Raw genomic sequence first — 13323 nt, 5'->3', positions numbered from 1 at the left:
TTACCACGCACACCACCGAGGAATCGGCCGAATCGGTCGTGTTGCGTACCATCTGATGGAAGAAGAAGGATATAGTGAGAACGACGACCTCATCCAGGAACTACGCGATCTTCGAGATACGATTTCGCTGGGCACGGTTCCGAACGTCTTCTCCAACGTCTACTGGGTACTAGACGAGCGCCTTGATGATGGCGAATTCGTCGATGAGGAAGGGAACGTGACGACGGAGTCGATGTGTCTCGGTATGCGGACGTTCAATGCGCTGGGCTACGCCTGGCAGCGCCGAAACAGCGAAGACGGGGCTGGCGACGCCGAACAGGATGGGCTCGGCGAAGGAATGGGTGGTATGGGTAACGTTGATCACGACGTCATGACGACGCATCTGGGTGGATACGACGAGGAATCGCTGAGCGAGACGATGGAGTCGGTCGCAGAAAATTTAGAGACGTACTGGGACGACGACGCCGGTGCGTTCGACTTCGGTGATGGGACGTCGTACCACATCAACGAACTGGGTGCGCTACTTGACGGTCTGAAAGCGATTTACGAGTTCCTATACATCGATAACTACGACGACCGATCGGGCCAGTTGACCAACGAGTACGACGACCCGGTGGCCGACTTCGACGGTCATCCGTATCCGAACAAAGTCGTGAACGAGGAACTGGCGACGGACGTGTTGAATTACACCGGTCAAATGCTCGAGGCCATTTTCGACGCCGACATCGACTGGCAGTACGGTGCGCCCGAAGAAGTAACCTTCACGGACGGTACACTCGAGCCTGCATCCGACACTGTAGACGTTGGCGCAACCTGGAAATTCCTGAACCAGTTGTGGGGTGGCTGGTCCGTGTTCCGAGAGAGCGAGAGTGAAGATTCGCCCCAACTCCTCCAAGAGAATTACGAAGGCGTCTGGAACAGCCAGGATGACGTCCGCGGCCCCGTCTTGGAGGGTGGCGTGCTCGACGGGAACCATCTCGACGGGGACTATCCGGTGGCGACGGTCAGTTATACCGACGGTGCGGTCGAAAATGATACCGTCTATACGACGACGGTAGCGAGTATGCTGATGGGAATCGAGAACGTCTATCGCGGCTCCGAAGACCCGGAATTTCGCGACTGGGACGACGCAGACTCGGCGGCGATTACCGAGGAGTTGTTCGACGTGTTCCAGGCGAACATCGACCTGCTACAGGACGAACTCATCCACTACGAAGCTCCGTAGCGCCTCTCGATCACGCATTAGTTCCGGCGCCGGACACCCCCTCCCATAGGTACAGAAGCGCGGGTAGAACGACCACGCTGGCGACGAACGAGTAGCTTACCACCAGTGCGGTGACGAGCCCGAACCGCTGTAGTGAGGGAACGACCGTCAATAGCAAGACGGCAAAGCCGAGCGCGGTCGTGGTCCCGCTCGCGAAAAGCGTTCCTCCCGTATCGACGACCGTCCGCTCGAGTGCCTTCGCTGGCGCGACTGTCTGTCGTTCCTGTCGGTACCGTTCGGCGACGTGGACGGTGTAGTCGACGCCGACGCCGATACCGATCCCGGCGATGATCGCGACCTCGGGCGTGAAAGAGAGACCGAGCAGTCGCATCGTCAAGACGACCCACGACAGCGCGAGCAGGACTGGGACCGCGACGAGGACACCGTACGTCCAAGACCCATCCCGGACACGATAGACGGCGGCGAGCGTCCCGGCGACGACGGCGAGTGCGAGCAGGAACGTCCCGAAGACCGTCCGGACGACCGCTCGGTCGTGGACTGTCTCGACAATCGGCGTCCCCGTTGCGGTCGCCTCGAGGGATGGATGGTCGTCGATCGGATCCGTTACGTCTCCGAACGCTTCGGGATCGTCGATCGCTGCGTCTTCCTCGACGTCGACGATCATCCGCATGGCCACGTACTCCCCGTTGTCGGTTCGGTGGAGGACGTGGTCCGCCGTCGTCGCGTCCGCGTCGTAGGCGACGTCGTACAGCGTCTCGAGGTCCTCATCGGGGACGCCAGACTCGCCTTCCTCGTAAACTTCCTCGACGGAGTCGTGGACGAACGAGAGCTCTTCTAGTCGATCTGTCGAGGTAGTAACTGTTTTCACAGGTGGCTTGGCGTCGGCAGCCGCAGCGCCCGCTTCGATCCGCTCGAGCGTCTCGGGATCGGATACGTCACCGCGTATCAGGATCTCCACTTCCGAGTGATCCGCCCAGGCGAACGTTTCGTCGACGAACTGGGCGCGCTCTTGCAGTGGGTAGTCGTCGGGTTGCAGGTCGCCGGGAACGGCCGCGACCCACGCGGGTTGGCTCTCCGGGAAGAAGTCCGTCCGGTCGGACTCGGTGTCGACGCCGGTCAGGCCGAAGAGTCCGCCCGTCGCGAGCAAAAACGCGACGACGACTACCGCCATCGGTGCCGACCGGACAGCCGCGACGACGCCTGCCAGCGGCCGTTCGACGACCGCCAGCCGACCGATAGATCGACGACGTCGACCATACCCCCATGAGTCGAGGTGACGGTCGGCCTCAAGTTTTAGCGCCGGGATCAGACCGCCGAAAACGAGCAACGCGGCGGCGATTCCGACAGCGGCGACGAGCCCGAACTCGCGTAAGAGACCGATCGGACTGATCAGTCCGGAGAGAAAGCCGACGACCGTCGTGAACGTAGTGATACCGAGCGCGGCGACGACGCTGCCCAGTCCCGTCGACATTGCCGCCACGGGATCGTCGTGTGTCTCGCTGGCTTCCCGGTAGCGCATCACGACGTGGAGGACGTGGTCTACACTCAGGCCGATCAGGAGACAGGGAACAGCAATCAATAGCTGGTTGAGTCCGATCCCCGTCCATCCCAGGAATCCGATCAGCCAGACCAGCGTAAGACCGATACCACCGACGGCAAAACAGACGTCGAGCGGATCGCGGTACGCCACGAAGAGGGCACTGCCGACGAGCAACGCCGCGAGCGGGCCGATCAATCCGAAGTTCTCGCCGGTCGCCTGGGCACCGCGCTCGAAGGCCAGCTCCTCGGCGAAGACGAACGTGTCAGCTTCGAGGCGGTCGTCGGTGAGTTCCTCGATAGTTCGTTGGGCCTCGAGTAGGTCGTCCTCGGTTGCGTCCTGGTCGTGGACGACGGCGACCAGCCTCGCGTCGGCCGTCTCGTCACCACGCTCGTATTCGCGAGGGAGTGCCGTACCGGCCTCAGGGACTCCGGCAGGAAGGAGATCGTCTAAGTGTAACGCGCGGTTCAGGTACTGCTCGCGTTCGTTATCGGACATCCCAGCGACACGATCTCGCTTGAGCTCGAGGCCCATTCCGTCCTCGGAGAGCGCGTAGGTCGGCTCCCAGGCGATTGCGATCGCGTTCCCGACGCCTGCCGTCGGCTGTTCGTCCGCGAGCGTCGGTGAGATGGTCTCGTTTGCCCTGATCTCCGCCTGGAGGTCCATCGTTGCGAGTAGTGAGTCCCGGTCGAGGGTGTTCGAGTCCTCGAGTACGATCAGGGTCGTGGGTGCGTCGTCGGTTCTGAAGTGGTCGTCGACGTACTCACCAGCCTCCGTCTCTTCGGTCTCGACGTCGAACTCGGCCATCTCGAGGCCGCCGACGCCGACCGCACCGACTCCGACGATGGCCGTCGCGAGTAAGAGAATGGCAGCGATCAGCCGATAGTGGCGAGTGAACGCGTCTGCGTAGCGGCCAGCGAGGTCGGTATCGGCAGTCATTCAAGAGACTGTCGGCGTAGGTGGTGGATTTACAGGCACAACCATTAGTTCTACCGGGCGATGACTCGTTCGAGCAACGAACGTTCAGAATACTGTTTGGGATTCACTCACTCAAACTGGAAATTCGCGTACAGAAACCGGGAAACGTGACGAATTCCGGCGCCGACGAAACACTACCCTTTTGACCCCGCTGGCGGTAATGGGGGGTATATGGGCCGACGCAAGAAGATCGTCCAAGAGTGTGAACGGTTGATGGACGAACCGGAGAACATCCGGAACATCGCCATCGCCGCTCACGTCGACCACGGAAAAACGACCCTTTCTGACAATCTGCTGGCCGGTGCCGGCATGATCTCCGACGAGACTGCCGGCGAGCAGCTCGCGATGGACACGGAGGAAGACGAACAGGAACGTGGGATCACCATCGACGCGGCAAACGTTTCGATGACCCACGAGTACGAGGGAACCAACCACCTCATCAACCTCATCGACACGCCCGGCCACGTCGACTTCGGTGGCGACGTGACGCGTGCGATGCGCGCCGTCGACGGTGCGCTGGTCGTCGTCGACGCCGTCGAAGGGGCCATGCCCCAGACCGAGACGGTGCTGCGACAGGCGCTCCGTGAGGGCGTCAAGCCGACCCTGTTCATCAACAAGGTCGACCGCCTGATCTCCGAACTGCAGGAAGGACCCGAGGAGATGCAGCAGCGACTCGTCTCGGTCATCAACGACGTCAACGAGCTCATCCGCGGCATGACCGAGGATATGGACGACGTCGACGACTGGACCGTCTCCGTCGAAGACGGCACCGTCGGCTTCGGATCCGCGCTGTACAAGTGGGGTGTCTCGATGCCGTCGATGCAACGCACCGGGATGGACTTCGGCGACATCATGGAACTCGAGCGCTCGGACAAGCGCCAGGAGCTCCACGAGCGGACGCCGCTGTCGGACGTCGTGCTCGACATGGTCTGTGAGCACTTCCCGAACCCGGTCGACGCACAGCCCCGCCGTATTCCGCGCATCTGGCGCGGTGACGACGACACCGACCTCGCCGAAGGGATGCGCCTCGTCGACGAGGACGGTGAGGTCGTCTTCATGGTCACCGACATTTCGATGGACCCACACGCCGGCGAGATCGCCTCCGGGCGTGTCTTCTCCGGTTCGCTCGAGAAGGGCCAGGAGCTGTACGTCTCCGGGACCGCGGGCAAGAACCGCATTCAGTCCGTCGGCGTCTTCATGGGTGGCGAACGCGAGGAAGTCGAGCAGGTTCCAGCCGGGAACATCGCCGCCGTCACCGGCCTGAAAGACGCGATCGCCGGTTCGACCGTCTCGAGCGTCGAGATGACTCCGTTCGAGTCGATCGAGCACATCTCCGAGCCGGTGATCACGAAGTCCGTCGAGGCCCAGAACATGGACGACCTGCCAAAGCTCATCGAGACGCTGCGTCAGGTCTCCAAGGAGGACCCGACGATCCAGATCGACATCAACGAGGACACCGGCGAGCACCTGATCTCCGGGCAGGGTGAACTCCACCTCGAGGTCATCACCCAGCGTATCGAGAAGAACCAGGGCATCCCGGTCAACACCGGTGAGCCGATCGTCGTCTACCGCGAGCAGCCCCAGCAGCCAAGCGACGAAGTCGAGGGCATCTCGCCGAACCGCCACAACCGCTTCTACATCTCCATCGAGCCAATGACGGACGAACTCGTCGAGACGATCAAACTCGGCGAGGCGTCGATGGACATGCCCGAGCAGGAACGCCGTGAAGCCCTGCAGGAAGCCGGCATGGAGAAGGAGACTTCTCAGAACGTCGAACACATCCACGGGACGAACATCCTCATCGACGACACGAAGGGTATCCAGCACCTAAACGAGACGATGGAACTGGTCGTCGAAGGGCTCGAGGAGGCGCTTGACAACGGTCCGCTCGCGAACGAGCCGGTCCAGGGGACGCTCATCCGCCTGCACGACGCCAAACTCCACGAGGACACCATCCACCGTGGTCCGGCACAGGTCATCCCGGCGACGCGTGAGGCCGTCCACAAGTCGCTGATCGACGGGAAGATCAAGATGCTCGAGCCGATGCAGGACGTCCGTATCGACGTGCCAAACGACCACATGGGCGCCGCCTCCGGCGAGATCCAGGGTCGTCGTGGCCGCGTCGACGACATGTACCAGGAAGGTGACCTCATGGTCGTCGAGGGTATCGCACCCGTCGGCGAGATGATCGGCTTCGCCTCCGACATCCGCAGCGCGACCGAGGGTCGTGCCTCCTGGAACACCGAGAACGCCGGCTTCGAGGTCATGTCCGACTCGCTCCAGCGCGAGAAGATCATGGAGATCCGCGAGCGCAAGGGCATGAAGCTCGAACTGCCGCCGTCGATCGACTACATCTAAGTCGACCGACTCTCTCACCTCGCGTCGTCGTATCGCTGATCGACCACCGCGTTTTCTGCGACCTTCGTCTCGAGTAGCGTCAGCGCCGTCGGTTCGTACCGACTGCTGTCAGTGCGCCTTGAGAACAGCGACGGAACCGATCTGATCCGACGTCGGAGAAAAACGATCGTTCGCGTTATTCGCGCTCGCCGGCACCGAGTGCCGACTCGCCGACCTTCTCGTGGCCCTCGATCACTTCCTGCCCGCCCATGTACGGCCGCAGCGCTTCGGGGATCGTCACCGTGCCGTCCTCGTTCTGGTAGTACTCGAGGATCGCGACCATCACGCGTGGCAATGCGAGTCCGGAGGCGTTCAGGGTATGGAGGTACTCGGCCGATTCGTGGCGCTCGGGTCGGTACCGCAGGCCGGCCCGGCGGGCCTGAAAGTCCTCGAAGTTCGAGGCCGACGAGACCTCGAGCCAGCGGCCGCCCTGTTCTGGGCCCTCTTCCATGTCGTCGCCGGGTGCCCAGACCTCGATGTCGTAGGTCTTCGCCGAGGCGAAGGTCAGGTCGCCGGTACAGAGCTCGAGAATGCGGTAGGGGAGATCGAGCCGTCGGAGCACCTCCTCTGCTTCGTCGAGCAGCCCCTCGAGGCGGTCGTAGCTGTCTTCGGGTTCGACGAAGTTGACGAGTTCGACCTTGTTGAACTGGTGGACGCGGACGATCCCTCGTGTTTCTGTGCCGTGCTCGCCGGCCTCACGACGGAAGTTCGGGGTGTAGGCCTGGTGTTTCAGCGGGAGGTCGTCCGAAAGTAAAATATCGTCGGCGTACATGTTGGTGACCGGCACTTCGGCGGTCGGACAGAGCCAGAGGTCGTCGTCCTCGTAGTCCTCCTCGTTGCTGCCGCCCAGTCGGTAGGCGTCGTCGGCGAACTTCGGCAGCTGGCCGGTGCCCCGCATCGACTCGCTTTTGACGGGAACCGGCGGGAAGAGGTCGACGTAGCCCTGTTCGCGGTGGATATCCATCATGAACTGGACCAGCGCGTGCTCGAGACGTGCGCCGTCGCCTTTGAGGAAGTAGAAGCCGGCGCCGGTCGTCTTGGCGCCGCGTTCCTCGTCGATAATGTCCATCTCCTCGCCTAACTCGTAGTGGGGCGTGACGTCCGCCGGAAGCTCACGCAGGTCGTCGAACCCCCAGCGTCGGTCTTCGACGTTGTGGCGTTCGTCGACGCCGAGTGGAACGCTCTCGTGGGGGATCTGGGGGATCTCGAGCATGCGTTCCTCGAGTTCGTCTTTGAGCTCTTCGGCCTCGATCTCGACCTCCCTGAGCTGGGATTTGAGTTCTTTCGATTCCTGGATCGCTTCCTCTTTTTCCTCCTCTTTCTTGTCAGCGACCAGTTTTCCGATCCGCTTCGTGACCTGATTGCGTTCGTGGCGGAGTTCGTCGCCGCGGGCTTTCAGATCGCGCCACCGTTCGTCGAGTTCCAGGAACTCGTCGATGTCGACGTCGGCGCCGCGATTGTCGAGGGCCTCGCGTACCTCCTCGGGGTTCTCGCGCAGGTATGTCCGGTCGATCATTGCCCGTTGCTTCTCCGTGCCCGTCCAAAACCGTGTCGGAGTCTCGCGTTCTACTGGGAGCACGGTCAATGACGGCGCGATCGCTTCGGACCGGGAAACGCTTTTTTCGTCACGGAAGGTGGGTATTCGTATGGACCCGCTCGAGGGCGAAGCGTCGTCGGTATCGGTCGAGTACGAGCCCGTCAGCGTCAAGGACGTGCTCGTCGAGATGAAAGACACTGCGGAGCTGTTGATCGACCTCTCGTATTCGGCGGTCCTCCACCGCAACGCCGAACTCGCCCGGGAAGTGCTTCGCCTCGAAGAGCGAATGGACGTCCTCGAGCTTCGGGCGCGAATGAGCCTCATGATGGCCGTGCGTAACCCGGACGACGCCGAGGAGCTTGCGCCCGTTCTGGGGATCGTCTCCGCTGCCGACGAGATCAGCGACGCCGCCGGTGATATCGCCAAGATCGTCCTCGAGGAGATCGGGCTGCCCGAAGCCATGCGCGCTGCGCTGCCCGAAGCGGCGGAGACACTCGTTCGCGGCGTCGTCGACCCCGACTCGGTCTACGCCGACCGAACGCTTGCGGACATCGACCTCGAGTCGGAGACCGGCATCCGCGTGATCGCGCTCCGGCGGGGTGACGAGTGGCTGCTCAACCCTGGTCCGGAGACGACTATCAAAAGCGAGGACGTCGCGTTGCTTCGGGGGCCGGATCCGTCGATCGGCGACGTCTGCGAGGAGCTGACTGGAGAGCGCTACGAGACGCCTTCGATCGAGGACCCCGGAATCAAGGACCTGGAACGTGCCGTGAACACGATCATCCACATGAAGAACCTCTCGGAGCTGGCGGTCGATCTGGCCTACAGCAGCGTCCTGTTCGACAGTACGGAACTGGCCGAGGAGGTCCGCAACTTAGAGATCGAGGTCGACGCCTTGCAGTCTCGGTTCGAGGCCTGGACGCTTCGGGCAGCCGCAGACGCGGAGGATCCAGTCGTGCTTCGTGGCCTGATCCGGCTGGGTGGCAGTACGGAGGTCATCAGTGACGCAGCGATCGACATCAGTGAGGGTGTCCTTCGCGACATCGACGTCCACCCGGTCGTCCAGTTGGCCGTCCAGGAGAGCGACGAGATCATCACTCGCGTCGAGGTCGACGCCGGAAGCGAACTCGACGGCGTGTCGGTGATCAATGGCGTTCCGGACGTCGAATCAACGATGTCGGTGATCGCCATTCGCCGGCCATCGGAGGGATGGCTGCTGGTCGCGGATGCCGACGCACAACTCCAGGGGGGCGACGTCCTCATCTCCAAGGGAACGCGGACGGCAGCCACGGCGTTCGAAGAGCTGGCCCGGGCCTGACGCCTCATCTTCCGGAGTTCCTGCGTCAGTGTCACAGCCACAGCCGGTTGCGGTTGTGCCAGGCCATCGGTACACGTGCCCCGAGTGTACCGATACCGCTCGACAGCGGTCCGTCTCAGACGTACTCGAGCAACAGGAACACGAGCTCCAGGTAGAGCAAGGCGCCGAGGACGGCGACGATCACTGCGAGGGTCACCGGGAGGACCGTCCGCCCGGACACTCCGAGCCGGATCGTTCGGTCGAGCCCGGTCATCGGCCGCCACCCCGCGAACGGACGCTTCCACCGTATCGGGTGGTGGGCTGTCGAGGCTGCTCTAAGACGTACGATTCGGATGCCATACTGACGACGCCCACAGCGTGACACTTGAAGTTCAGTCAGACGCCCGACAGACGGTGAGCGGACGCCGACGTTGGAGCTCCAGAGGCCGGTGGCCACCGTCGACGTCAACGTCTGGGGGCTGCTGTACGGCTCGCTCGAGGCCGCCGACCGGCTGCGAGAGCGAGGTGGGGCGGGGTGATCATCAACATCGGAAGCATCGTCTCCGATCGAGCGATCGTCCTACAGGGAAGCTATCAGCGGTACAGCGATCCGTATCAGACGAGGAGATACAGCCCCGTGGGGATCAGGATCCCACCGAGAACGAGCTCGAGGTGGTCGGGATCGACGTGGTGGGCGATGATCCAGCCACCGACGGCGCCGACGACGGTCGGGATTCCAGTAAGCGCCGCGAAGAACGGCGAGATTGCGTCCTGGGCGAAGTACCCACCGGCTGCAAAGCCCGAGATGAAGATCGCCTGTACCTGTGCGACGCCGAGAGAAAGCAACAGCGGTACGCCAAGCGTGACTAGCACCGGGACGGCGAGTATCGGGCCGCCGATCCCCACGAGCCCCGAGGCGACGCCGAGAAACAGCCCGACGGATCCAAACGCGAGTCGGCCCCCGATCGCGTCCGTATCGACGGCCACGATCGCGGGGAGGTCGTGAAACTGGCCGTACAACAGGACGAGACCGGTGACAGCGGTGAGGGTCCCGAGTAGGATACTGAACAGTCTCCGGGAAACGTACGCGTTCAGGTAAGCGCCGCTTACCGCACCGAGGACACTCGTCGTGCTGAGAATCACCGCTAGAGCCCGTCCGTCGGCACCGAGCAGTTCTCCCGAGCGCGTAAAGCCGATCGCGCCGACGAATCCGACGGCGACGAACACGACGTGTGCGGTGCCGGCGACCTCCGCGGATGACAGCGGCGTGAATACATAGAGGGCGATCGTGACGAAGATACCGCCTGCGCCGGTCGTCGTACAGCCGATTCCAGCCAGCAGCGAGATCCCGACGAGGACGACGACGAGCTCGACCGGAAGCGGGGGCATCTCGCCGTTTGACTTCACTGCCCAGCCGCTAAAATCGATCTATCATACGGTCTCCAGTCGTCACTGTCCGCCGATCGCCAGTATGGGGTCGGCGACCGGCGGGAGATCGGTACGGCAGTCCGTATCAGAACCCGAGTACGAGCGCCGAGACGCCGATGAAGATGACCATCCCGAAGACGTCGACGACGTTCGTGACGATCGGAATCGTCGTATCGTCGGGGTCGATCCCCAATCGGTAGGAGCCGTAGGTCGCCGCGAAGCTGAAGACGATCGCGATGACGGCGACGGACATCCCGCTGACGAGCGAGATGAACAACAGTGGTCCGAAGCCGACCGCACCCCCGTAGAGGACGACGTCAAGCGCGGCGGCGCCGATCGCCAGCGCCGTAAAGATCGTCGCCGCGAGTGCGAGGATCGCCGCGACGTTCGCCCAGAGCACCCGATCGCGGGGATCGAGCTCCGTCGTTCCCAGATGAAAGCGCGAGGAGAGTCGTGAACTCAGGATCGCACCGAGGTTGCCACCCATGTCGACCATCGTCGGTACCATCACCGCGAGGATGGAGATCTCCTCGATCATCTCCTCTGCGCCTTCGAGTGTGATCCCTGCCCAGAGGACGATGATCGAGAGGATCACCAGCAGCGGAAACATGTTCGTCACGATGCGTTTCCACTCCCAGGTGCCAAGCGAGCCGCCGACGGCGACCATCAGATCAGCACCTCCACGAAGCTGACCGAGAACAGCATAAAGAGCATCCCGAAGATATCACCGAGGGTCGTCACGATCGGGCCGACGAGGTTGTCGGGGTCGTAGCCGTGTTTGTAACCGAGGAAGATCAGCCCGAGCAGGCCGGCGATCATCACGACCGACGTCAACGCCCCGGCAACGAGCATGATCGCGACGAGTTCGTACAGCGCCGCGACCTCCCAGCCGATGAGCAACAGCGCGACCCAGGTGATGACGCCGATAGCGATCGAGATACCGATCCCGTTGATAAACGACGCCAGCACGGCGTTGACGAGTCGCTCGTCCCACTCGAATCGCGGTTCGATCAGCCCCTGGTGAAGTCCACTGGAGATTCGTCCACCCAACGCGCCGTAGACGTTCCCCCGTGTGGCGAGAAACACCGGGACCATCACTAGTAGCCCGGGAAACCGCTCGACGCTCTCGATGATCGACTCGAGGACGAGCCCGGCAAACAGTCCGCCGCCCAGAGCGACGATCAGGATGGGGAGGGCTTCGCGATAGATCGACCAGAAATCGTGCCGAACGCTCATACCGGGAAAACACCCAGTTGCCTGTTAAGTGTATGGGAGCGAGCGTCCCTCTGCCGTCGCCGTCTCTTTCCCGACCGACTCCTGTACTCGTCTCTCGTGGGAACTGTACTCACTATTAGTCCTAAGTGGAAACGGTTTTTAGATACCTCTAACACACGGCTACTGTATGCTGCATACTAACCACAGCAGTCGAGACGGTACCGACACCGCGATCAGCGACACCGGTGGACGGAAGTTCGAGCCGACGCTCGAGGACCTGATCACGGATTTACTCGAGGGCGAGTTCGCAGGCGTCATTCGATCCCACAGTCGGGGAGAGGTGTATGGGGGCTGCTGATCGCGAACTCGAGTTCCACGCGGATCGGGTCGAAGAAGTAACCGACGACGAGTACGTCGCCGTCACCCAGGAGACGTTCGTCGGACCCGCGATCGACGAGTTCCGGAAGTTCGAACCGCGGACCGACGAGACGACCGTTTACTACCTCTACGTCACCGACAACGCAGGTCGGCTCGTCGGCGTCATGTCCCTCCGAGAACTGTTAAACGCCCCAGAGGACGACGTCGTCGAGGCCCATATGACGACAGATCTCGTGACGATCAACGCCGACGCGGATCCGGAGGCGGCCGCAAATCGGATGGCCGACCTCGACTTTCCGGCTTTGCCCGTCGTCGACGACGAGAATCGCCTCGTCGGCGTGTTGCGGACCGACGACATGATCGAGGTCGTCGAGGAAGAGGCCACCGAGGATATCCTCAAAAGCGCTGGCTTCTCCTTTGCCGACGTCGAGGAGACGCGCAGTTCGGCCATCCTCGAGTCCTCGATTCCACGCATCCTTCGACTACGGCTGCCGTGGCTGATCGTCGCGCTCGCCGGCGGATTGCTCGCCGGTGGTGTGATCGAGGCCTACGAGGACACCCTCGAGGCGGTCGTCGCGCTTGCCTTCTTCGTGCCGGTGATCATGGACATGGGCGGCAACGTCGGCACGCAGGCGTCGACGATCTTCGTCCGCGGGCTCGCGTTGGGCCACATCGACGACCGGAACGCGATGAAACACTTCGCTCGTGAAGGCCTCGTCGGGCTGCTGATCGGGCTGATCATCGGCGGTATCGGCGCCGGTGCGGCGTACGTCTGGCAGATGGACGAGCCGTACGCGTTCGAACTGGCGACGGTCGTCTTCGTCGGCCTCGTCGCGGTCTGTGTGGTCGCGTCGGTCGTCGGCTACGTGATCCCCTGGATCATGAACAAGCTGGGCTTCGACCCGGCAGCCGCCTCGGACCCGCTGATCACGACGGTCAAAGACGTCACGGCGCTGCTGATCTACTTCGGCCTGGCGGCAGTCCTGCTGGCCGAACTGCTGTAGGTCGGTCACGCGGTTTCCGACCTGTTTTCCGTTCTGACGCTCACGAACGAAATCGTGGTACCACGACCCTCGCAACTCTTATCCGGGTACCGGGCGTACATTTGTTCGTAATGGCAAACGGTAACGTTGATTTCTTCAACGACACTGGCGGCTACGGTTTCATTTCGACGGACGACGCGGACGACGACGTATTCTTCCACATGGAAGACGTTGGCGGTCCGGACCTCGAAGAAGGACAGGAGATCGAATTCGACATCGAACAGGCCCCCAAAGGCCCCCGCGCGACGAACGTCGTCCGCAACTAATCTCTGCGTTCACTGCCGCCTC

At 62.5% G+C, this 13323-nt stretch carries 12 protein-coding genes and 1 pseudogene; 7 read left to right on the top strand and 6 right to left on the bottom strand.

What is annotated here, in order from left to right; translation table 11 throughout:
* On the top strand, positions 1 to 1225 hold a 1225-nt coding region (locus RBH26_RS18095; RefSeq protein ID WP_306759781.1), incomplete at its 5' end, for a hypothetical protein.
* A gap of 10 nt (positions 1226 to 1235) precedes the next feature.
* On the opposite strand, the gene RBH26_RS18090 is transcribed toward RBH26_RS18095, so the two are convergent.
* Positions 1236 to 3701, bottom strand: a complete 2466-nt coding sequence (locus RBH26_RS18090; protein WP_306759780.1) for an MMPL family transporter — start codon at positions 3699 to 3701, stop codon at positions 1236 to 1238.
* Between the two features lie 210 nt (positions 3702 to 3911).
* Here RBH26_RS18090 and RBH26_RS18085 point away from each other — a divergent pair, with 210 nt between their 5' ends.
* Positions 3912 to 6098: an elongation factor EF-2 gene (locus tag RBH26_RS18085; protein ID WP_306759779.1), complete on the top strand. Its 2187-nt coding sequence runs from the start codon at positions 3912 to 3914 to the stop codon at positions 6096 to 6098.
* A 175-nt stretch (positions 6099 to 6273) separates the two neighbouring features.
* On the opposite strand, the gene serS is transcribed toward RBH26_RS18085, so the two are convergent.
* Positions 6274 to 7653, bottom strand: coding sequence for a serine--tRNA ligase (gene serS / locus RBH26_RS18080; RefSeq protein ID WP_306759778.1), 1380 nt, complete (start codon positions 7651 to 7653; stop codon positions 6274 to 6276).
* A gap of 130 nt (positions 7654 to 7783) precedes the next feature.
* Here serS and RBH26_RS18075 point away from each other — a divergent pair, with 130 nt between their 5' ends.
* Positions 7784 to 8992 (top strand): TrkA C-terminal domain-containing protein, encoded by a 1209-nt coding sequence (locus tag RBH26_RS18075; RefSeq protein ID WP_306759777.1) that lies wholly within the window; start codon positions 7784 to 7786, stop codon positions 8990 to 8992.
* Between the two features lie 115 nt (positions 8993 to 9107).
* Here RBH26_RS18075 and RBH26_RS18070 read toward each other — a convergent pair whose 3' ends face one another.
* On the bottom strand, positions 9108 to 9245 hold the full coding sequence (locus tag RBH26_RS18070; RefSeq protein WP_306759776.1) for a hypothetical protein: 138 nt from the start codon (positions 9243 to 9245) through the stop codon (positions 9108 to 9110).
* Between the two features lie 187 nt (positions 9246 to 9432).
* On the opposite strand from RBH26_RS18070, the pseudogene RBH26_RS18065 reads away from it, so the two are divergent.
* A pseudogene (locus RBH26_RS18065) lies at positions 9433 to 9566 on the top strand (oxidoreductase); the annotation flags it as partial.
* 20 nt (positions 9567 to 9586) lie between these two features.
* Here the strand turns inward: RBH26_RS18065 and RBH26_RS18060 are convergent.
* The 3 genes from RBH26_RS18060 to RBH26_RS18050 form a co-directional block, all read right to left on the bottom strand.
* Positions 9587 to 10360 carry a sulfite exporter TauE/SafE family protein gene (locus tag RBH26_RS18060; protein WP_306759775.1) on the bottom strand — a complete coding sequence of 258 codons (774 nt, stop codon included), beginning with the start codon at positions 10358 to 10360 and terminating at the stop codon, positions 9587 to 9589.
* 124 nt (positions 10361 to 10484) lie between these two features.
* Complete coding sequence (locus RBH26_RS18055; protein ID WP_306759774.1) at positions 10485 to 11066, bottom strand: magnesium transporter; 582 nt, start codon at positions 11064 to 11066, stop codon at positions 10485 to 10487.
* Positions 11066 to 11635, bottom strand: coding sequence for a magnesium transporter (locus RBH26_RS18050; protein WP_306759773.1), 570 nt, complete (start codon positions 11633 to 11635; stop codon positions 11066 to 11068). Before RBH26_RS18050 ends, RBH26_RS18055 begins: the two co-directional genes overlap by 1 nt.
* A gap of 166 nt (positions 11636 to 11801) precedes the next feature.
* Between RBH26_RS18050 and RBH26_RS18045 the strand changes: the two genes are divergently transcribed.
* The 3 genes from RBH26_RS18045 (at position 11802) to RBH26_RS18035 (ending at position 13301) form a co-directional block, all read left to right on the top strand.
* On the top strand, positions 11802 to 11972 hold the full coding sequence (locus tag RBH26_RS18045) for a hypothetical protein (protein ID WP_306759772.1): 171 nt from the start codon (positions 11802 to 11804) through the stop codon (positions 11970 to 11972).
* Positions 11959 to 12996, top strand: coding sequence for a magnesium transporter (gene mgtE / locus RBH26_RS18040; RefSeq protein WP_306759771.1), 1038 nt, complete (start codon positions 11959 to 11961; stop codon positions 12994 to 12996). The genes RBH26_RS18045 and mgtE overlap by 14 nt, the downstream gene beginning before the upstream one ends.
* Positions 12997 to 13106: 110 nt before the next feature.
* Positions 13107 to 13301, top strand: a complete 195-nt coding sequence (locus RBH26_RS18035; RefSeq protein WP_148855691.1) for a cold-shock protein — start codon at positions 13107 to 13109, stop codon at positions 13299 to 13301.
* Positions 13302 to 13323 lie beyond the last annotated feature (22 nt).

Source organism: Natronolimnohabitans sp. A-GB9 (genome assembly GCF_030848565.1).
Classification (GTDB): domain Archaea; phylum Halobacteriota; class Halobacteria; order Halobacteriales; family Natrialbaceae; genus Natronolimnohabitans.
The sequence above is the reverse complement of the archived record's forward strand: the minus strand, read 5'-3'. Positions and strand labels throughout refer to the sequence as shown.